Origin of the sequence: Actinomyces sp. SKVG-SVH-4(1), assembly GCF_048514265.1 — a bacterium.
GTDB classification, from domain to species: domain Bacteria; phylum Actinomycetota; class Actinomycetes; order Actinomycetales; family Actinomycetaceae; genus Actinomyces; species Actinomyces oris.
This window is the reverse complement of sequence record NZ_JBGEVE010000012.1, coordinates 24,412-44,569: the sequence shown is the minus strand read 5'-3', so window position 1 is coordinate 44,569 and position 20,158 is coordinate 24,412. Positions and strand designations below refer to the sequence as shown.

The following is a 20,158-nucleotide window of genomic DNA, read 5'->3' as shown; positions in this document are numbered from 1 at the left end:
TCGCCACTCTGCTGCGACCAGCAAACCGCCCTGACCTGGGCAGATGCACACAAGCCACGGAGGACCGTGGAGGCGATCAGCCCAAAAAGTCGCCCACAGTGACACAAAGCGGCCCAGGGCGGCTGACTCAAAGAGCTTGCATGCGTCTTCACGCCCTCCCCAGGACGTCGGCGGGGTCGACGACGCCGCCGCGCAGGGCCAGCAGCACGAGCTGGATACGGTCGCGGCAGCCGGTTGTGGACAGCAGGTGGCTCACGTGAGTCGTGACCGTGGGCATGGACAGCCACTTCCGGTCGCAGATCTCCTGGTTGGTGAGCCCCAGGGCGATGAGCGCCAGGATTTCGCGCTCGCGCTGGCTCAGGCCCGCGACCTGCTGGGAGGCCTCGGCGGCCCGGAGTGCCTCGACTGAGTCCTCTGAGGCGTGGCGCCCGGCCCCCTCCCTAGCCCGTACACCACTGACGTGGCCGGTGCGCGCGGCGGTGAGCAGCCGGCGTGTGGGCCCCGGGGAGATGACGGAGCTGCCGTCGTGAACGGTACGGATCGCGGCGGCGAGCTCCTGGGGTGGGGTGCTTGTGAGCAGGAGGCCGGAGGCACCGGCCTCGATGGCGTCCATGACGGAGCCGTCGGTGTCGGAGGTGGTCAGGATGACGACTCTGCCGGTCGCACCGCGGGCCATGAGCTCGCGGGTGGTGGCCGGGCCGCTCAGGCCCGGCATCTGCACGTCGAGGAGGAGGACATCGGCCGGGTCGGCGGCGTTGCGCGCGAGCGCTTCCTTGCCGTCGGCGGCCCGCCAGATGATCTCCATGTCCGGCTGCGCCCCCAGCAGCGTGGCCAGGCCCATGATGTGCAGCGGCTCGTCGTCAGCCAGACCCAGGCGGATCACAGGCGCCTCCCCTTCTTGACGGCAACTCACCGGAAGTATCCGCCCTTCCGGTTCGGCCGGTGCGGTTTTGTCCTGATGAAGTGCCGACGGCGCCCTGCGAGGTTCGCCATATCAGAGTGATTGGCTCTCACTGTGACCAGGCGGGGGGCCTTACCGCCACCCACCACCCCGGCGGAGCCGGCCGATCCGACCAACCCCGCCGGCGCCCGGCCCTCACGCGCCCTTGGCGAAGTGGTTGAGCAAGGAGTCGATGTCCTGCTGGATGCGGCCCCAGCGCACGACGTGGGCGCCGGTGTCCTCGTAGCGCTCGTAGCCGATGCCGGCGCCGTCGAGCACCTTCTCGAAGTTCTGCTGGCTGGGCAGCACGATGCTCTCGTAGCGATCGCTCTCGGTGCCGCAGACGAGGAAGACGCGCTTGCCGCGGTAGCTCTCCACGTGCTCGACCGGATTGTCGGCACTCACCCGCGCCTGGTCCCACGGGATCCCGTAGATGGTGCCGCCCTTGAGGTCGGTGGCGCTGGCGGTGAAGTTCGCCCAGTGGACCACCGCCCCGTCCTGGATGCGCAGGTCGGCCGGCCCCGAGTGGCTGGAGACCGACGCGAAGAGCTCGGGGTACTTCGCGGCGTACTTCAGGGCCCCGAAACCACCCATCGAGAAGCCGGAGATCGCGCGACGGGATGCCTGCCCGGTGGTGGCGAAGGTGGCATCGACCCAGGGGAGGAGCTCCTTGATGTGGAAGGTCTCCCAGTTGCGCGGCCCCACGTTGGAGGACTCAGGGTCGCAGTACCAGCCGGCCGCCCCGCCGTCGGGCATGACGACGATGAGGTCGCGGCCCGCGGTGTGGTTGCGGATGTCGTACTTCGTGTCGAAGGTCGAGTAGTTCTCGCCGCCGCCGTGCAGCAGGAAGAGCACCGGGTAGCGGCGCGAGGTGTCGTAGCCGTCGGGCAGCAGCACGTTGACGCGTGGCAGCCAGCCGATCGAGGACGTGGCCAGCTTGTAGTACTGCATGCGGCCGTGGTCCTCGTGCTCGGCCACGGTGAGGGCGGCCTGGGCCGGGGCCGCTCCGGCGACGACGCCGCCGCCCCCGATGACGGAGGCGGCGGCGAGACCACCCACCCCCTTGAGCAGGGTCCGGCGGCTGAGCCGGTGGGCGCAGGCACGGTTGGGCTGAAGGTGGGATGGCGAGTCAGCGGGCGGGGTCTGTGCACTGAAAGGCATGGCGTGTCCTTGGATGTCGACGGTGACGGGCATGGCGGGGCGGACCTGCCGCCCCGTGGACCAGCCGGCTGACGGGCACCGGCCGACCCTTGCGACAGGGCCTCACGGCGGCGCCTCCATCGGCATCCACCTATGAGACTTGCTTCACACCATACGCTAACCGCTCGGTTAATACCACCCCTGTCGCGGCCGACCCGGAGGAGCTCAGGCGTCGAGCAGGGCGCGCAGGTTGTACACGTACCGCTCGAAGGCCACGCGCCCCTCAGGGGTCAGTGCCAGGTAGGTGGCGGGACTGCGCCCGGAGTAGGTCTTGTTCTGCTGCACGTAGCCCGCCCCCTCCAGCTTGGACAGGTGCGTGGACAGGTTGCCCGCCGTCATGTCCAGCAGCTCGCGCAGCCGCGGGAAGTGCAGCTCGTCGCCAACGGGCACGGCGGCCAGGGTCGCCATGATCCGCAGGCGGGCCTGGGCGTGAATGACGGGGTCGATATCGACGGCGGAGGCCGTTGCAGCAGCGAGGACTTCAGCTCCGGCACCGGCCGACTCAGCCGACTCAGCCGCCCCCTCCGCCCTGCCGGCACTCTCCGACCTCTCGGGCCGCTGCACCCTCGCCCCTCCGGTCACGTCACGCACCTCGCTTCGATTCTGCGGCAGCAGCGACGACAGCGGCCACCAGCATGCCGCCCCCACCGGCCACGGACATGATCCACCAGGCCCAGGGCATCCCGACAATCGTGACCACCAGGGTGACCAGGAGGATCCAGCCGCCCAGGACCCCCATGACCGCCTCATTCCACAGTGCGGCACTCATGAGGAAGATGACGCCGACGACGAGGCAGGGCAGGGCGTTGGACACCACGCTGGCAACCTCGTTGGCCTGGCTCGTGTCGAGGGCGGCCAGGAAGGCATTGACCCGACTGAGGATGAGGGCGCTCAGCGGCATCCCGAGGCACCAGGCGAGACTGTAGTAGGTGCCCTCTCGGCTGCTCCGGCCGCGGATGCCGCGCACCTTGGGGACGATATAGGCGAAGGTGAACAGCAGGGCCGCCGCGAGGCAGCCGCAGAAGAACAGGTAGGGCACCAGCGGCAGGCTGTAGTCCGACCTGCGGGAGAGGGCCAGGGCGGCATAGCCGATCAGCCAGGCCAGCCCCCAGGCGACCAGGACCGGAGTCGCCTTGACCCTGTGCCGCTTGAGATAGGCGCTCCGCTGGGCCTCGACGACGGCGAGGGCCTCGTCGGGTCCCGCCGGAATCCGCTGATCCTCAGTGGCAGCACTCATGGTGAACCTCCTCGTCAACAGGGGTTTGCGTTTCAAACCAACTCCAGGATAACGCCCCTTGGTTTGCGTTGCAAACTACTTTGAACAAGCCAACGTCGCCGCGCGGCTCCTTCCGGCGTAGGAGGGTCCACCCAGGCTCTCCCCCTAGAATCGGCGTCATGACAGATGCGGCACCAGGGTCGCCCCCGCCGGCCGGCGACCTCGACCACGCCTCGACGCTCACCTCGCCTCCTGGCGAGTCCCCCACCGCCGTCGACCAGCAGGCATCTGCGGCCGCCGTCTCGTCGGCCACCTCGTCCACCACCGCGCCCTCCGCGCCCTCCGCGCCCTCCGTGGAGTCGACCTCCACCTCTCCTGTCGGCATCCCGGTCATCGGGGTCGCCCCAATGGCCGAGCCCGCCCCGGCCTCCAGCCCCGCCCCCCGCTCGACGACGCTCCTGGTGGACACCACCGCGCACCGCCTGCGCCGCACGGAGGACCTGCTCGACCTGGCCCTGACGCTCCTGGGCATCTTCGCCGTCCTCGTCCTGGCGATCTACGCCCACGAGACCACCACCGGCGTCACCCAGGACGTCCAGAACGCCCTGGCGGTGGTGCTACGCCGCATCCTCGTCTTCCCCCTGCAGACCATTGAGGGCCTAGTCACCTTCATCGTGCCGCTGGCCGTTCTGCTGGACCGCGTCCTGCGCCGCTCCTGGCGTTCCTGCGGCCAGGCCGTCCTGTCAGGGATCGCCGGCCACCTGGTCGCCGTCGCCGCCATGACCGGCCTCGTGGCCTGGGGCCCCACTGCCCTGGTCATGGGACTGACGGTCACCGCCTCGGGCACCGCCCAGCTGGGCATCTCCACGGTCTTCGCCTCCATGGCCGGCCTGCTCACGGGCGCCGGCGACCGCAACAGCTCCACCGTGATGCGCTCGGCCTGGGCGGCCCTGTGGGTGGTCCTGGGCATGGCGGTCCTGCGCGGCGCCCTGACCCTGCCGGGCGCGGTGCTCTCCCTGCTGCTGGGCCGCACCGTCGGCCTGCTGGTCCGTTACGTCTTCGGTGTGGAGGACCGCCGCGCCCACGGGGTCACGCTCGTGCGCGCCCTGCGCCGGGCCGGGATCGACGCCGTGCGCGTGGTCCGCATGGACCGTGCCCCTGAGGCGCGCGCCTGGGTCGTCACCACCGATGCCCCCCTGGGCTACACCGAGCAGGTTCGTGAGCAGGTGCGTGAGCAGGTCAGCGAGAACCCGCTGGGCCCGGCCCCGCAGGAGCCGGCGGGCCTCGAGCCCACCACCGACGACGCCTCCGCCCCCACCGACGCGCAGGTCACCGACGCACTCACCGGCTCATCGAGCGGCGAGACCGCCTCCCCCCTCGACTCGACGCCGTTGGACACGGCCGGGACCGGGGGCACCGGGGCGCCGGCGGGCGCGAACACGATCAGGCCGGCCTCCGATGTCGACCTGGCCGCGGTCCTGGCCGAGGCCTCCAGCGAGGCCCTGTCCCAGGAGCGGGCCTCGGTCCACCGCATGTACGCCGTGTGGGACTCGGCCGGTGAGCGTCACAACGTCACCCTCCTCGACGCCGACCGGCAGGTGGCCGGATTCCTCTCCAACATCTGGGACCAGATCCGCGTTCGGGGCCTGTCCCCCACCCGCGACCTGTCCCTGCGCCCGGCCGCCGAGCACGCCGCCCTCATGACGATGGAGGCCCGCCGCGCCCGCGTGCGCACCCCCGGCCTGCTGGGGATGGCCGAGGCCGCCGAGTCCGTGCTGCTGGTGACCGACCACGTCGTGGGCGCCCGGTCCATCAGCGACCTGGGGGCCGAGGTGGACGACGACGTCCTGGACCAGCTGTGGAGCCAGCTCCAGCGCGCTCACGCCGCGGGGCTGGCGCACGGCAGCATCGACGCCTCGAGCGTCGTCGTCGACGAGTCCGGGCGGCTGTGGCTCCTGGACTGGGCCTCGGGCGAGACGATCTCAACCGAGCTCTCCCGCCGCGTGGACCTGGCTCAGGCCCTGGCGCTGACGGCGCTGGCGGTCGGTGCCCAGCGGGCCATCGACGCCGCCTCCCGCTCACTGACCACCGCGCAGCTGGCCTCGATCGCCCCCATGCTTCAGCGGGTGGTGCTGCCGCGTCAGACCCGCGAGGTCATGGGGCGGCGCGGAGCGAGCCGGCAGGTCCTCCAGGATCTGCGCGACGCCCTCGTGGCGCTGACCCCCACGGCCGACGCCGAGCCGGCCCGCCTCAACCGCTTCTCCACGCGCACCGTCCTCATGGCCGTGGTGGCCCTGGTGGCGGTGTGGACACTGTTGGCCCAGCTGGACTTCCAGCAGGTCTCCGCGGCCGTCTCGCAGGCCAACGTCTGGTGGATGCTGGCGGCCCTGTTCTTCTCGGTGGCGACCTACGTGGGCGCGGGGCTCACGCTGGTGGCCTTCAGCCCCGAGCGGCTCTCCCTGTGGCGCTCCACCGAGGTGCACCTGGCCAGCGCCGTCGTCTCGCTCGTGGCCCCGGCCGGTGTGGGCGGGGCGGCCATCAACCTGCGCTTCCTCAACCGCAAGGGGGTGCCCACCGCGGTCGGCGTGGCCACGGTGGCCCTGGTCCAGGTCGTCCAGTTCGTCGTCACCGTGGTGCTGCTCGTGGTGCTGGCGGCCATGACCGGCCAGTCGACGGGGCTGACCCTGCCGTCCGGCTGGGTGCTGGTCGCCGCGGGCGCCGTCGTCGTGGTGGCGGCGGTGGTCCTGACCATCCCCAAGGCGCGCAGCTGGGCCTGGGCCAAGATCGAGCCCACCTACCGCCAGGTGTGGCCGCGGCTCGTGTGGGTCATGTCCAACCCGATGCGCCTGGTGCTGGGGGTCGGCGGCGCGCTCATGCTGACCCTGTCCTACATCCTGTCCTTCAGTGCGAGCCTGTGGGCCTTCGGCTACACGGTGCCCTTCGCGGTCCTGGCCATCACCTACCTGGCCTCCAACACGGTGGGCTCGATCGTGCCCTCCCCCGGCGGTATCGGGCCGGTCGAGCTCGCCCTGACCGCCGGGCTCGTCGCCGCCGGCGTCCCCTACGGGGTGGCGCTGTCCACGGCGATCGTCTACCGCCTGGTGACCTTCTGGATCCCGATCCCGGTGGGCTGGCTCAGCCTCCAGCGCCTTCAGAAGGTCGGGGACCTGTAGTGCGCGTGCACGGACAGGGCCCTGTCATGAAGGTGCCTTCGGTGCGGGCCGGTCACGCCCGGGCAGAGGCGCCCACGCACCCCAGTCAGCGAGGCCACGGTCAAGACTCACGTATCCGCCATCATTGCCAAGCTCGGAGTCCAAGACCGGGTGGGCACAGCGGTGTACGCCCTGCAGCACAATCTGGTGTGATCGGACTCATCCAATCCGTCTATCCGGACGGGTGATTTACCTTGTCACCCAGGTAAAATACCCAGTGCACCATATCCAGGAAGGAAGAACGATGTTCAACCTCATTTTCTCACTCAACCCTGCCTCTTTCAGCAAAGAATTCACATGGTTGAAATTTTGGGATTGGGCAGTCAGTTTCTGACCGGAACACACATGCTTGTTGCAGCAGACCCGGAGGCTTATTCACGGTATCCATCGAAGGTGCTGTGACCTGCGCAGATGCCAGCGTCGGCTAGCCCTGTGAATAAGCCTCCCGGGCTGAGCGAGAAGCTCCGACATGGCCGGCCTGAGCCGCCACGCGTTCCTCCCGGCAGGTCGCCCCTGCGCGGCCCCGGTCGTCGAACGCACACCCTCAGTGACGTCAGCGGGCGGGCCGAGTGCACCTCGGCCCGCCCGCTGACTCGTTGGCTACACGCCTACTCGTTGCCGTGGCAGGTCAGGCCCTTCTTGGGCATGGTGCCGGAGATCAGGTAGGCGTCGACGGCGTCGTTGACGCAGGAGGCGTCGCCGCCGTAGGCGGTGTGCCCATTGCCCTCCCAGGTCAGCAGCTGGCCGGAGTCGAGCTGCTCGGCCAGGGACTTCGACCAGGTGTACGGGGTGGCCGGGTCCCCAGTGGTTCCCACCACGAGGATCGGCGCAGCCCCGCGGGCATGGATCTGCGTGGGCTTGCGGGTCCCGTTGTGCCCCCACACGCTGCACACCAGGTCCATCCCGACCGCGGTGTTCCCGAAGACCGGAGCCTCGCGCTGGGCCTGCTCGTACTGCGCGGCCCAGGTCGTCTTGTCGCCCTCCACCGGGTAGTCCAGGCAGGTGACGGCCTGGAAGGCCCCGCCGCCGTCATCCTTCGAGGAGGTGTCCTGCTCCTCGGAGGCCACGAAGGCTGAGCCGTCGCGGTGGTTGATGGCCTGGTCGAGGGCCTTGTTCAGGGGCTCCCAGTTCTGCTCGGTGGTGTAGAGGTACTCGCTCAGGGCGGTGACAATGTCCGCGCCGGTCACGGTGCGGTTCGGGTCACCGGTCGCCAGGGGCGTGCTGTTGGCGGAGGTGATGAGGTCGCGGATCTGCTGGACTCCGGCGTCAGTGCCCCCGCTCAGCGGGCAGCCGGTGGAGTTCTGGCAGTAGTCCACGTAGGTGCGCAGCGCCTGCTCGAAGCCCTTGGCCTGCCCCAGTCCCTGCTCAGCGAGGGATAGAGAGGGGTCGATGGCGCCGTCGAGCACCATGCGGCCCGTGTTGCCGGGGAAGGTCTCGGCGTAGACGGTGGCGAGGTAGGTGCCGTAGGAGAAGCCCAGGTAGTTCAGCTTCTCCTGGCCGGCCACCGCCCGCAGGATGTCGAGGTCCCGGGCTGCGGAGACGGTGTCGACGTGGTCGAGCAGGGCGGCGGGCTTGGTGTTGGCGGCGCACTTCTCGGTCAGCTCCTGGAAGGACTGCCGGGTCGACTCCGCCCACTCCTCGTAGGAGTCGCCGCCCGAAGCGGCCTCGGCGGAGGCCTCCGCGGAGGGCTCAGTGCCTGCCGACGGCGTGCCCGAGGCCGACGGCGAGGCCGTGGCCCCAGCCGAGGCGGAGGGCTCAGCGGTGCCGGAGGATGAGTCGTCGTCGCTGGAGCAGGTGATGGCCGTGGAGGAGCCGACCCCGCGCGGGTCGAAGCCGATGATGTCGTAGGCCTCGAGCAGATCGGGGCTGAAGGCGTTGCCCGCCCGCTCGGCGAAGGAGACCCCGGAGTCGCCGGGACCACCGGGGTTGATGAACAGGGCGCCCTGGGCGTGGCCGCCGGTGGCGGCGCGCTTCTTCACGGCGATCGAGATGGTCTCGCCCTTGGGATTGGCGTAGTCCAGGGGGACGGTGATGACGGCGCAGCTGAAGGTGGCCGTGTCGGTCTCCTCCTCGGAGGAGCCGGCCGTCCCGGTCGCGCCGGTCGCGCCGTCGGCGCTCGGGGTGGCGGTGGTCTGCGCCGGGGCCGTGGCGGCCGTCGTGAAGGCGCTCGCCTGGGCGGTCTTCTCGGAGGCCTTCTCCACGCCGTCGGTGGCGGCGCAGGGGTACCAGTTGACGGCCTGGCGGTAGAAGGACTCCAGGCCGGAGGGAATCGGGCCCGGGACGGTGGCCGAGCCGCCCGCTGCGGCGGACAGTCCCGTCCCACAGGCGCTCAGGCACCCGCCGACGAGGACCGCCAGGGCACTGATGCCCGTGCGACGACGGCGCGGTGCGCCGCCTGTCATCGAGGACTGCGCGGACGTCTGCGCCGCGCTGGCGCGCCCTGGATCGACCGGACGCCGCCTTGGTGTTCTTGTCATGCGCGGCATCCTACGAAGGCCACCTGTGTCCCCCATATGCCCGGCGTGTTCGTCGGGTAAGTCACGCGGCCGTACCCTGAACCCTCATCGCGCGGCATCACCCTCGACAGCGCGGGAGCACGATCACGAGGCGAACAAGTGCGAGACCTCTCGCTTCTGGCGCCGTCCGGGGACGGTCAGGGCCAGGTGGATCGCGACGGCGAGCATCACCGCTGCCCCCACCCCCAGGCTGACGCTGAGCCCCGCATCCGTGGCGGAGCGGACCAGCGGTGCCAGGTGGGAGCGCATGTCAGCCGTCATGGCGGTGGGCCAGCCGTCCAGGGCCCGCAGCCCCTTGCCGGAGGCCACCAGGGAGATGAGACGCTCCCGATCCGCGGCCCGCCCCAGGACACCGATCTGCGGGGCCGTCGTCATCACGCTCCGGATGACGCGCTCATAGCTCACACCCATGACCGCGACCCCCATGACGATGCCGAGCTGCCGAGCGGAGGCGGAGAATCCTGAGGTCATCCCCGCGGTGTCCTCATCGGCCGAGGAGACCGCCAGCTGGTTGACGATCGTACCGGTGGCCCCGGTGGCGGCCCCCGCCAGGACGAGCCCGGGGATGAGGACCAGCCAGGTACTCGATCCGCGCAGGAGCATGAGCAGGCAGGAGCCGACGACGCCGCCCAGCACGATTCCCAGCAGGCTCGCCCTGGCTCCGTGGCGTCTGACCGCTCCCCCGCAGGTGGCGGCCACGATGAGGGCGGAGGCGCTGAAGGGCAGGAAGCACAGCCCGGTCTGGGCAGGGGTCAGCCGGTAGATGTTCTGCGCGTACAGGGACAGGAAGGCCATTGGGCCAATGAGGGCCGCCTGGATGATGAAGCCGACCAGGACGCTGCCGGCGTAGGTGGGTTCGGTGAGGATCGAGACGTCGACCATGGGGCTGGCCGATCGTCTCTCGACGAGGCAGAACGCGGCGAGCAGCACCGCCGAGCCGGCCAGCAGGGAGACGATCACGGGCGAGGCCCATCCCCACGTGTTGCCCTGGAGGAGCGCCAGTGTGAGCGCCCCCGTCATGGCGACGCACAGCACCGTGCCCGGCCAGTCGACCTTCCTGGATGCCGCCTTGCCCGCAGCGCCGCCCCGGTCCGCGCCGACCTCGGGAACCCAGCACGATCCGAGCCAGACCGCCAGGCCCACCGGGACGTTGACCCAGAAGATCGAGCGCCAGCCCGCCATCAGCACGAGCCCTCCGCCAAGGAGCGGGCCCAGGGCGATCGCCGCACCGGAGACCGCGCCGTAGACACCGATCGCTCGCGCCCGGGCGGGGCCGGCCTGGTAGCGGTCCGAGATCATGGGGACGCCGACGCCCAGGAAGATCGCGCCACCGACCCCCTGAATGAAGCGGCTCCAGTCCAGGACACCGACCGACGGCGCCAGCGTGCAGACCAGGGAGCCGGCCGTGAACAGGACAACGCCCCAGCGGAAGAGGCGCAGCCGCCCCACCGATCCGCTCAGCGTCGCCGCCGACATGAGGAGTGTCCCCAGCGGCAGGGTATAGGCATTGACCACCCACTGGAGCTCGCTCAGCGACGCCCCCAGTGCGGCCCCCATGTCAGGCAGCGCGACGGAGACGACCGTGACGTCCAGGACGTTCATGAAGCTGGCGGTGCAGATCAGCAGCAAGACGAGTGTCTGCCTCACATGGCGCACCTTTCGCGAGGGTTCTCGGGTGGCGGCACGCGCCCCCAGACCTAAACGACCGCCACACAGATTAACACCGGGGCGACCACCTGTGCGCAGCGCTCACCCGGCTGCACGACCGCGCGGTCGTAGGGTAGGTAGCGCGGTCGCACCCTTAAACCCTCGATCTCGAGGCATAAGGCACGACCGCGCGAAGGCAAGCACCCTGCCCGCCGCAGAGAGCCTCAGGCCCCGACGGCGCGCAGGTGCCCCAGCACCTCGGCGTGGGCGGTCGGGGTGCCCACGAGGAGTGAGCCGGCGCGGCGCACGTCGAAGGGCGCCCCGTCCATCCGGGTCAGGACCGCGCCGGTCTCGGTGCACAGCAGCGCCCCTGCCGCGACGTCCCAGGGCTGGAGCCGCGGCTGGGCGTAGACGACCGCGCCGCCCGCGGCCACCTCCGCCATCTCCAGGGCGGCCGCCCCGTAGCAGCGCATGCCGCGCGAGGCCTCGATGGCCTGACTGATGCCCGCGTTCTGCGTGAGCTGGTAGTGGGCGATGAGCATGCCCTCGCTCAAGGGCAGGTCCTTCAGCCGCTCCAGGGCCCGCGGCGCCGCGTCGTCGGTGCCCGCCGACCCCGCCCGGAGCGGCTGCACCCATGCGCCCCGCCCGCGGATGGCCGTGTAGAGCCGGCCCGCCACGGGGTCGGCGAGTACGGCGAGCGTGGGTACGCCGTCGTCGACCAGGGCCAGGGAGATGGCCCAGTCGCGGTGGGTGGCCACGTAGTTGAGGGTCCCGTCGATGGGGTCGAGCACCCAGGTCCGCCCGCGGTAGGTCTCGAAGTCCTGGACGCGGTGCGCCTCCTCGCCGTGGATGGGCACGCCCGTGGCCTCCAGATGGCTGGCGATGCGCTCCTCGACGCCGCGGTCGACCTGGGTGACCAGGTCGTTGCGGTGGGCCTTGGCCTCGATGCGCAGCTCCTCACCCGGGTCCAGGGCGAAGGCGGCCGCCTGGCGGACCGCACCCACCCCGCGGGCGAGCAGCTCCTCCAGGGAGGCCGACGACGTCGGCCCCTCTGACGGCTTCGGGGTCACTGACCCACCACCGGCACTCACGACTGGAGCTCCTGCTGCCTGGCGAGCCGGCTGCTGTGGACGAGCCAGGCCACGCCTAGCACCACCAGCCACAGGGGCGAGGCGAAGACCGCGATGCGAGTGTCGTGGGCCTGAGTGAGGGTCCAGATGACGAAGGCGAAGAAGGCCAGGCACAGCCAGGCCGCCCCACGCTCACCGGGCAGGCGGAAGGTGCTGGCGCGGTGAAGCTCGGGCCGCAGGGTGAGGAACCGCAGGTAGCTCACGACAATGACGCACCACACGAGGATGAACAGGACGCTGGCCACCGTGGTCACCGTCGTGAAGGCCGCGATGATGGACGTGGAGGTGTAGAGCAGCGGGATCGAGGTGAGCAGACTGGCGCAGGTGACGGCCAGGGACACACCCGGCACCGAACGGGCCGTCAGCTTGCGGAAGACGTGAGGGGCGTTGTCCGCCCAGGACAGGCCGAAGAGCATCCGGGAGGTGGAGTAGACCCCGGAGTTGGCCGACGACGCCGCGGCCGTGAGCACCACGAAGTTGACGACGCTGGCGGCCACGCCGAGCCCCGCCAGGGCGAACATGGCCACGAAGGGGCTTGCCTCGGGGTTGATCTCCTGCCACGGGGTGACGGCCATGATGGCCGCGAGCGCCCCCAGGTAGAACAGGACGATGCGCACCGGGATGGCGTTGATGGCCCGGGGCAGGGTGACCTCCGGGTCCTTGGCCTCGGCGGCCGCGGTCCCCACGAGCTCGGTGCCCACGAAGGCGAAGATGGCGATCTGGAAGGCCCCGAAGAACCCGCTCAGACCATTGGGGAAGAGCCCGCCGCTCCAGATGTTGGAGAACTGGGCGTGGGCACCGTTGGGCGCCGTGAACCCGCGCAGCACCATGAGGACACCGACGACGACGAGCGCCATGATGGCCACGATCTTGACGATGGAGAACCAGAACTCGATCTCACCGAAGGCCTTGACGGTGGCGAGGTTGAGGCTGAACAGCAGGATCACGGTCACCACTGGCGTGATCCACAGAGGCAGGTGCGGCCACCAGTACCTCACGTAGCCGGTGATGACGATGACCTCGGCCACGGCCGTCACCAGCCAGCACACGTAGTAGGTCCAGCCCACGAAGAAGCCCGCCCACGGCCCGATGAGGTCGTGGGCGACGTCGGCGAAGGACTTGTAGGACAGGTTGGACAGCAGCACCTCGCCCAGGGCCCGCATGACCAGGAAGAGGATGGCGCCGATGACCGCGTAGACGAGGAACACACCGGGGCCGGCCAGGGAGATCGTCTTCCCCGACCCCATGAACAGCCCGGTTCCGATGGCCCCGCCGATGGCGATGAGCTGGACGTGGCGGTTGGTGAGGTGGCGCTGGAGCTGGGGCTCGGCGTCGTGGTCCACCATCTGGTCGAGGTCAGGCCGCTGAGGCGGCGAGGACTCGGCCGCCGAGGTGGAATCGGCGGGCGGCGGCGTGAGGGGCATCTCGTCTCCTGATCGTGGGTGACACCACGAGCCTAGCGCTACCAGGTTCATCCCCGATTCACACGGGTAGGCTCGGCGCCGTGAACCTCAAGGAGCAGATTCGCCACTCGATTCCGGCTGCGATCGTCGTCGTCATCGGCGCCTGGGTGATGATCTACTACTCGATCGTCCAGTGGGAGACGATGAAGCCGGTGCCCAGCTGGGATCTGGCGATCTTCTCCGAGCTGGCCAAGGCCTACGCCCACTTCCAGACCCCGATCGTGCCGGTCAAGGGTGACGGATACAACCTCCTGGGTGACCACTTCCACCCGATCCTCATTCTGCTGGGGCCGATCTGGAGGCTCTTCCCCACGCCCCTGAGCCTGCTCATCACTCAGGACCTGCTGCTGGCGTTCTCGGCCTGGCCGCTGACCCGCCTGGCCAGCCGCCTGACGAATCAGTGGGTGGCCGGCGGGCTGGGGCTCGTCTACGTCCTGTCCTGGGGGATGCAGGGGGCCGTGGCGGCACAGTTCCATGAGATCGCCTTCGCGATGCCGCTGCTGGCCTATGCCTCGGTGGCCTTCGTGGAGCGGCGCTGGGGGGCGGTGACGGCCTGGTCGGTGCCCCTGGTCCTGGTCAAGGAGGACATGGGGCTGACGGTGCTCATGATCGGAGTGGCCGTCATCCTCACCTCAGCCGTCCCGGCCTGGTACCGCAGCTGCACGGTCATCCGGCCCAGTGGACGCGGGGCCGACGGCCTCAACGCCGCCGCTGGGAACGCTCCCACGGACGAGGCCACCCGCAACCGGCATCGGGGGCTGCGCCTGGGCGTGGGCATGATCGTCGGCGGGATCGCGGCCTTCCTCTTCGCCATCCAGGTGTTCCTGCCGGCCTTCAACATCAACGGGGTGTGGGACTACGGCCTGGGCTCGCAGGACCAGCCCGCCTCACCCGACGCCCTGACCCAGAAGGCCACGGTGGTCGTCATGCTGATCCTCACCAGTGGGGTCGTCGGGGTCACCTCGCCGTGGCTGCTCGTGGTGCTGCCGACGCTGGCGTGGCGGTTCCTGGGGTCGGTGGAGTTCTACTGGGTGTGGGACAACTGGCACTACAACGCCACCCTCATGCCCATCGCGCTGGGGGCGCTGCTCGACGTCGTCGCCCGGCGCCGGGCCCACGGCTCCTACGTGGCCGACCGCCCCGTCAGGCAGGTGGGGGTCGATGGCCGAGCGGTCATGGGGCGCTCCGCCCAGGCCGCCCTGGCCGCCGGGGAGGCAGGGGAGGCAGGCACCGCCGGCGAGTCCGACGTCGACGGCCCGCGCCGGCGCCCGACCGCCTTCCCCACCTGGCTCACGGTGCCGATGCGGCACCGCTTCGTGGTGGCCACGAGCATCCTCACCGCGGTGGCCACCGGGGTGCTGACCGCCCCCTACCTCCCGCTGTGGCAGGCCACCAACAAGAACTTCGACCCGCTCGCCGCCGAGGCCAAGCAGAGCGACGAGGCGAAGAGAACCGAGACGCATCGGGTGGCCGTCGCCCACGAGGTCATCGCCACGATCCCCGAGGGGGCCACGGTGGTCACCGACCTGTCGCTGCTGGCCTACCTGGTGCCCCGGGCCGAGGTCTCCTGGGCGGGCACGAGCGGCCCCGACAAGGAGTACATCGTCATGACCCCGACCAGCGCCAACCAGTGGGGCAGTAGCGATGCCGCCGCCTGGGGCAAGAAGCACTCCAAGCAGGGAGCCACCTACACCCTCATCTACAACAAGGACAACTACCAGATCGCCAAGCGCAATGGCTGAGGCAGACCCCGGCGCCGGCGCCGGAACCCGCGGCGCCTCCGAGGCCGGAGGCGACCCCGCGCCGGGGACCTTCACCCGCCCGGGGGCCGGGCCGGGGACTGAGCCGGCCCCGGCCGTGGCCCCCTCCCCGCCGGCAGCCGGGCGGGCCCCATCCGTGGCTGCGTCCCTCGCCCCGTCCATGGCTGCGTCCCTCGCCCCGTCCATGGCTGCGTCCCCCTCTGCAGCCGGCTCCCCCTCGGCAGCCGGGCGAGCCCCGTCCGTGGCCGCCTCCCTGGCCCTGGTCGCCGCGGGCGGATGCGCGGGCACGCTGGTACGCGCTGCCCTGGAGCGGGCCTGGCCCGCCTCCCCCGGGCACCTTCCGGTCACGACCCTGGCCCTCAACGTCGTCGGGGCCCTGGCCCTGGGGCTGCTGCTCGGGGCGCTCGGCGAAGGCCGCCCCCGCCTGCGACTGGCCCTGGGCACGGGGGTGCTGGGCGGGCTGACGACGCACTCGACCTTCATCCTGGAGAGCCACCGGCTCCTGACCTCCAGCGGGGACGGCGGCCACCCGGTCCTCGGCGCCGCCTACCTGGTGGGGTCGATGGTGGCCGGGCTGGTGGCGGCCGGGATCGGGCTGTGGCTGGCCGGCCGTCTGCGCCACCCGGACAGCACGGGCAGTGCGGGCCGAGCAGGCAGAGGCCCCCTCCCGGAGGCGTCATGAGCGGGGCCGCCGCCGGGCTGGGGACCTGGCTCGCCGACTGGCTCCCCCTGGCGCTGGCCGGCGGGGTGGGGGCGGCCTGCCGCTGGGGCGTGGACACCTCCGTCAGCCGCCTCAGCGGCCGAGCCGCCCGGGAGGCTGCGGCGGGAGGCCGGCAGCGGCGTCGTTCCGGGGTGCGGGCGCCCTGGATGTCGCGGATGCTGCGAATGCCGTGGGGCACGGTCGTCGTCAACGTGACCGCCTGCCTGCTCATGGGCCTGCTCGTGGGCCGGACGGCAGACCCGCCGCACTCCGGGACCTGGGCCGCCACCGCACTGACGGTCGTGGGGACCGGCTTCCTGGGCGGGTACTCGACCTTCTCCACGGCCTGCGTCGAGGGAGCGCGCCTGCTGCTGGCCGGACGGTGGGGGCCGGCCCTGGCGCACGCGACCCTCATGACGGCGGCGACGCTGGGCGCCGTCGGACTCGGGCTGGCTGCCGGCGCAGCCCTGCGTTAGAGCGCCACCGGGCCGGCCCCGACCTCACTTCGACAAAATCTTCATAATCGACGCGGCTCCGGGTCGATAATGAAGATTCGGTCGAAGTGTGTGGGTCGGAGGATGGGCGACGGCGCCTCCGGGGCCGATGATTCTCGGTGACCTTCGTGAGCGTGCCGTAAGCGGCTCGTGAGCGCCCCGTGAGGTTGGCGGGCCTGCCGAGATCGGCCTGAGACGGCTGTGACGAACTGTGCTCTCATCAGCCATATCAGGCGTATTGCGGGGCCTGTCTCCTCTGACAGACTCGCTGCCATGAGTGTTCAGCCGCCTTCTTCGACGCCGACGCAGACGCAGTCGAAGACCAACCGCGCCACGGTCATCACCCTCGTGGTCATCGCCGTCATCCTGGCCGTCCTCGCCGCAGTGCTGCTGCAGAACGTCGCCTCCCGGCGCCATCAAGCCGCCGCCGCCAGCCAGGCGCCCGCCTCCTCCTCCGATTCGGCCGCCGCGGTCCCCGAGCCCGAGCCGGCCCCACCGGTCGCCGACCAGCAGACCCTCGAGCTCATCCACTCCGAGATCCACCGCGACCCGGCCGACGGCCAGGCCAAGGGCAAGGTCGACGCGCCGGTCGTCATGGTCATCTACTCCGACTTCGCCTGCCCCTTCTGCACCCAGTTCGCCCAGAATGTCGAGCCCGAGCTGAACAAGCTGGTGGAGGAGGGCACACTGCGCATCGAGTGGCGCGACCTGGCCCAGATCAGCGAGACCTCGCCCCTGGCCGCCCAGGCCGGGCGGGCCGCCGCCAAGCAGGGAAAGTTCTGGGAGTTCCACGACGCCGTCTACGCCGCCGCCGACCCCAAGGGCCACCCGGCCTACACCGAGGACTCCCTGGTCGACTTCGCCAAGAAGGCCGGGGTGGCGGATCTGTCGAAGTTCCGCACTGACATGACCGCCGCGGAGACCGTCAAGGCCGTCGCCGAGTCCACCGACCACGTCCACTCCATCGGCATTCAGGGAACTCCGTTCATGATCGTGGGCGAGACCTACATCAACGGGTACCAGGACGCCGACTACATGACATCCGTCGTCAAGAGCCAGGCCGCCAAGGCCAAGGAGGCCAAGGGAGCCCAGGGCACTACCGGGTCCGCGAGCCCGACGAGTCCCGCGGCACCGGCGTCGGCGCACTGACCGCCGCGCAGCGGAGCGCCGACGGCGCCCGTCGGCTCAGGTGCTCCTGCCCCACCCCGGGGCTCCTCCCCCGACTCGCCCCACGGGCGGGCCGGGGGACGCTATTCTTCCATCACTTATCCCATTGATCGTCTGACGAGCGACACCGCACGCAGCGACGTCAGCAACGGTCGTTTCACCAAGGAGTGCGCATGGCACTGAGCATCGGAGTGGATGTCGGCGGAACGAAGATCGCGGCCGGCGTCGTCGACGACGAGGGGAAGGTTCTTCAGACGATTCGGCGAGACTCCCCCGCCGCCGACCGCCAGGCGATCATTGACACGATCACGACGGTGGTGCGCCGGCTGCGGGAGGACTTCCCCGACGTGGCCACCGTGGGCATCGGGGCGGCGGGCTTCGTGTCCTCCGACCGCAACACGATGGCGCACGGCACCAACCTGGACTGGACCGGGATGCGGATCGGCGACGTCGTCTCCGAGGGCGTGGGCCTGCCCGTCGTCGTCGAGAACGACGCCAATGCCTTCGGGTGGGCCGAGGCCCGCTTCGGGGCGGCCCGCGGCAAGCGCAACGCCCTCATCGTGGCCATCGGCACCGGCGTGGGCGGGGCCATCATCGTTGACGGCCACCTCCTGCGCGGGGCGGCCGGATTCGGCGGGGAGATCGGGCACCTCAACGTCGTTCCCGGCGGGCGCCCCTGCGGGTGCGGCCTGCGCGGGTGCCTGGAGCGCTACAGCGCCGGCACGGCCCTGGGCATCAACGCCTGGGAGCTGGCGCAGTTCCGCCCCGACTACGCGGCCCGCATCATCGAGCTCTCCGGCGGCAACCCGGAGCACATCTCCGGCAAGGCCGTCACCGCAGCCGCCCGCGAGGGGGACCCCGCCGCCCTGGAGTGCTACGAGCAGCTCACCCACTGGCTGGGGGTGGGACTGGCCGACATGTGCGCGCTGCTGGACCCCGAGGTCATCGTCATCGCCGGCGGCCTGGCCGAGGCCGGCGACATCCTGCTCGCCCCCACGCGCAAGGCCTTCGCCGAGAACCTCACCGCCGGCACCCACCGCCCCGACATTCCGGTGGTCCTGGCCGAGGGCGGCCAGGAGGCCGGGCTCGTCGGCGCCGCGGACCTGGCCCGTCAGCCCTGAGCGCCGCGGCCGGCCGGGCCGGAGGCCACGTCGTCGAGAACGTACTTTCTACACGAGGACTGCGTTCTCCTCCAGATGACTGGGGACGGACCTCAGTGGTCTGGAGGAGAAGTACGTTCTCGGGGCGAAACGCAGTCGCCGATTCCCTGAGCGCCAGGCTCGCCCTGCGGCCGTCAGTGCGCCGGGGCGCAGGCCTGAGCTCAGTCCTTGGTGGCCCGGCTGGAGTCCGAGGGTGCGGAGACCTCGACGTCGTCGCCGTCCCCACCGCCGCTGGCGCGCGTGGCCGACTTGCCGGCCTTCTCACGCTCCTTGATGACCTCAGCGCGCTTCTCGACGACGGCCCGGCCGTAGTCGGGGTCGGCCTCGCCAACGCCGTCACCGTCGAGGTCGAGCTGGTCGAGTACGCCCTGGTCGAGCTCATCGGGGTCGCGCACCGGCGAGTCGCCGGCGGACAGGAAGATCCCCACCCAGCGCGAGCGCGGGTCGGAGTCGATGAGGAGGGCTTTGACGAACAGGGTCAGCGGCACCGCCAGGATCGTCCCCATCGCCCCGGTGACAGTGGACCAGAACAGCAGGCACAGGAAGGTCGTCGTCGTATTGAGCCCCACCGCGTCCCCCGTGAACTTGGGCTGGATGAGGGACTGGATGACGAAGTTGGCCGCCGTGTAAGACAGCACCACCCACAGCGCCGTCCACGGGCCGGAGTCCACCAGCCCCAGGATCGCCGGCGGCACCACGCCCAGGACGAAGCCGATATTCGGGATGTAGTTGGTGATGAAGGAGACCACGCCCCAGGTGATGGCCATCGGCACGTTCAGGTACCACAGGGTGACCGCGTTGATGACGGCCACGATGAGACCGAAGACCGTCGAGACCATCCAGTAGGAGCGCACCGCCTCACAGAAGGAGACCAGGGCTGAGGCCATCCCCGGCTTAAGGACGCCGAGGGCCGCGGTGCGGATCTCGATCTTGGCGGTGTCGAACATGAGGAAGACGACCACCATCGACATGACGCCGAGCATCGCGCTGGCCGAGGTCAGCTGCCCCAGGACCGGCTGGGCCACCATGACCAGCTGGGAGGTGTCCAGGACATTGGTGACCTGCTTGAGCACCGCGGACTGGTCGACCCCCATGCTGTTGAGCTGGGTCTCGGCCTGCTTCCAGATCGCCTGGAACTTGGGGGCGTACTGCGGCAGGGTGTCGACGAGCTGGGCGACGGCGACGGCCAGGGCCGCGAACAGTAGGACGACGAAGGCGAAGATGAGCGCGATCGCCGCCGTCGCCGCAACCACGCGCGGCACCCGGTGGCGCGTCATCCACGACACCATCGGCCGGACCGTCACCACGAGAGTGAGGGCGAAGAAGGCCGGGGCGAAGAGGTCTTGGATGAGGTAGAGCCCCACCGCGCCAATGGTCAGTGCCGCCAGGAGATAGGCGATGGTTTCCCCCTGCGTGCGTTCCCCGGGGAGGGGAACGGCGGCCTTCCGAGCTTTTTCCGACACAACTGCCATGGGCGCATCCTCCCACGGACGGGCGGCGCACTGCGCCCCGACGGGCCTGTGCGCGCCGTGGGAGCTCTCCCCCTTTTCCGC

General features: G+C 70.6%; 15 protein-coding genes and 1 pseudogene. 7 read left to right on the top strand and 9 right to left on the bottom strand.

The window, feature by feature from the left end:
- Positions 1 to 148 precede the first annotated feature (148 nt).
- The 4 genes from AB7V09_RS10210 to AB7V09_RS10195 all read right to left on the bottom strand — a co-directional run bounded on the left by AB7V09_RS10210 (position 149) and on the right by AB7V09_RS10195 (position 3,377).
- Positions 149 to 883, bottom strand: a complete 735-nt coding sequence (locus AB7V09_RS10210) for a response regulator (RefSeq protein ID WP_419143676.1) — start codon at positions 881 to 883, stop codon at positions 149 to 151.
- A gap of 213 nt (positions 884 to 1,096) precedes the next feature.
- Positions 1,097 to 2,101, bottom strand: coding sequence for an alpha/beta hydrolase (locus AB7V09_RS10205; RefSeq protein ID WP_419143675.1), 1,005 nt, complete (start codon positions 2,099 to 2,101; stop codon positions 1,097 to 1,099).
- Positions 2,102 to 2,305: 204 nt separating this feature from the next.
- Positions 2,306 to 2,731 (bottom strand): winged helix-turn-helix domain-containing protein, encoded by a 426-nt coding sequence (locus tag AB7V09_RS10200; RefSeq protein ID WP_419143674.1) that lies wholly within the window; start codon positions 2,729 to 2,731, stop codon positions 2,306 to 2,308.
- Positions 2,724 to 3,377: a hypothetical protein gene (locus AB7V09_RS10195; RefSeq protein WP_419143673.1), complete on the bottom strand. Its 654-nt coding sequence runs from the start codon at positions 3,375 to 3,377 to the stop codon at positions 2,724 to 2,726. Before AB7V09_RS10195 ends, AB7V09_RS10200 begins: the two co-directional genes overlap by 8 nt.
- A 158-nt stretch (positions 3,378 to 3,535) precedes the next feature.
- Between AB7V09_RS10195 and AB7V09_RS10190 the strand changes: the two genes are divergently transcribed.
- Both AB7V09_RS10190 and AB7V09_RS10185 read left to right on the top strand, forming a co-directional pair.
- Complete coding sequence (locus tag AB7V09_RS10190; RefSeq protein WP_419143672.1) at positions 3,536 to 6,529, top strand: lysylphosphatidylglycerol synthase domain-containing protein; 2,994 nt, start codon at positions 3,536 to 3,538, stop codon at positions 6,527 to 6,529.
- Positions 6,530 to 6,610: 81 nt separating this feature from the next.
- Positions 6,611 to 6,721 (top strand): annotated as a pseudogene (locus tag AB7V09_RS10185) (LuxR C-terminal-related transcriptional regulator); the annotation flags it as partial.
- A gap of 455 nt (positions 6,722 to 7,176) precedes the next feature.
- Here AB7V09_RS10185 and AB7V09_RS10180 read toward each other — a convergent pair.
- From AB7V09_RS10180 to AB7V09_RS10165, 4 genes are all read right to left on the bottom strand, one after another.
- Positions 7,177 to 9,054: an alpha/beta hydrolase gene (locus AB7V09_RS10180; RefSeq protein ID WP_419143671.1), complete on the bottom strand. Its 1,878-nt coding sequence runs from the start codon at positions 9,052 to 9,054 to the stop codon at positions 7,177 to 7,179.
- 114 nt (positions 9,055 to 9,168) lie between these two features.
- Positions 9,169 to 10,731, bottom strand: coding sequence for an MFS transporter (locus AB7V09_RS10175; protein WP_419143670.1), 1,563 nt, complete (start codon positions 10,729 to 10,731; stop codon positions 9,169 to 9,171).
- A 224-nt stretch (positions 10,732 to 10,955) separates the two neighbouring features.
- Positions 10,956 to 11,822, bottom strand: coding sequence for an inositol monophosphatase family protein (locus AB7V09_RS10170; RefSeq protein ID WP_419143669.1), 867 nt, complete (start codon positions 11,820 to 11,822; stop codon positions 10,956 to 10,958).
- Positions 11,819 to 13,285 (bottom strand): amino acid permease, encoded by a 1,467-nt coding sequence (locus AB7V09_RS10165; RefSeq protein WP_419143668.1) that lies wholly within the window; start codon positions 13,283 to 13,285, stop codon positions 11,819 to 11,821. Before AB7V09_RS10165 ends, AB7V09_RS10170 begins: the two co-directional genes overlap by 4 nt.
- Before the next feature lie 80 nt (positions 13,286 to 13,365).
- Here AB7V09_RS10165 and AB7V09_RS10160 point away from each other — a divergent pair, with 80 nt between their 5' ends.
- From AB7V09_RS10160 to AB7V09_RS10140, 5 genes are all read left to right on the top strand, one after another.
- Complete coding sequence (locus AB7V09_RS10160) at positions 13,366 to 15,066, top strand: DUF2079 domain-containing protein (RefSeq protein WP_419143667.1); 1,701 nt, start codon at positions 13,366 to 13,368, stop codon at positions 15,064 to 15,066.
- Positions 15,059 to 15,766, top strand: coding sequence for a CrcB family protein (locus AB7V09_RS10155; RefSeq protein WP_419143666.1), 708 nt, complete (start codon positions 15,059 to 15,061; stop codon positions 15,764 to 15,766). Before AB7V09_RS10160 ends, AB7V09_RS10155 begins: the two co-directional genes overlap by 8 nt.
- Complete coding sequence (locus tag AB7V09_RS10150) at positions 15,763 to 16,260, top strand: fluoride efflux transporter FluC (protein WP_419143665.1); 498 nt, start codon at positions 15,763 to 15,765, stop codon at positions 16,258 to 16,260. Before AB7V09_RS10155 ends, AB7V09_RS10150 begins: the two co-directional genes overlap by 4 nt.
- A gap of 219 nt (positions 16,261 to 16,479) precedes the next feature.
- Positions 16,480 to 17,427 (top strand): DsbA family protein, encoded by a 948-nt coding sequence (locus AB7V09_RS10145; protein ID WP_419143664.1) that lies wholly within the window; start codon positions 16,480 to 16,482, stop codon positions 17,425 to 17,427.
- 191 nt (positions 17,428 to 17,618) lie between these two features.
- A complete protein-coding gene (locus tag AB7V09_RS10140) occupies positions 17,619 to 18,566 on the top strand; it encodes an ROK family glucokinase (protein WP_419143663.1) in 948 nt (315 codons plus the stop codon).
- Positions 18,567 to 18,766: 200 nt separating this feature from the next.
- Here the strand turns inward: AB7V09_RS10140 and AB7V09_RS10135 are convergent, their stop codons facing one another.
- Positions 18,767 to 20,077: an AI-2E family transporter gene (locus tag AB7V09_RS10135; RefSeq protein WP_419143662.1), complete on the bottom strand. Its 1,311-nt coding sequence runs from the start codon at positions 20,075 to 20,077 to the stop codon at positions 18,767 to 18,769.
- Positions 20,078 to 20,158: the final 81 nt, after the last annotated feature.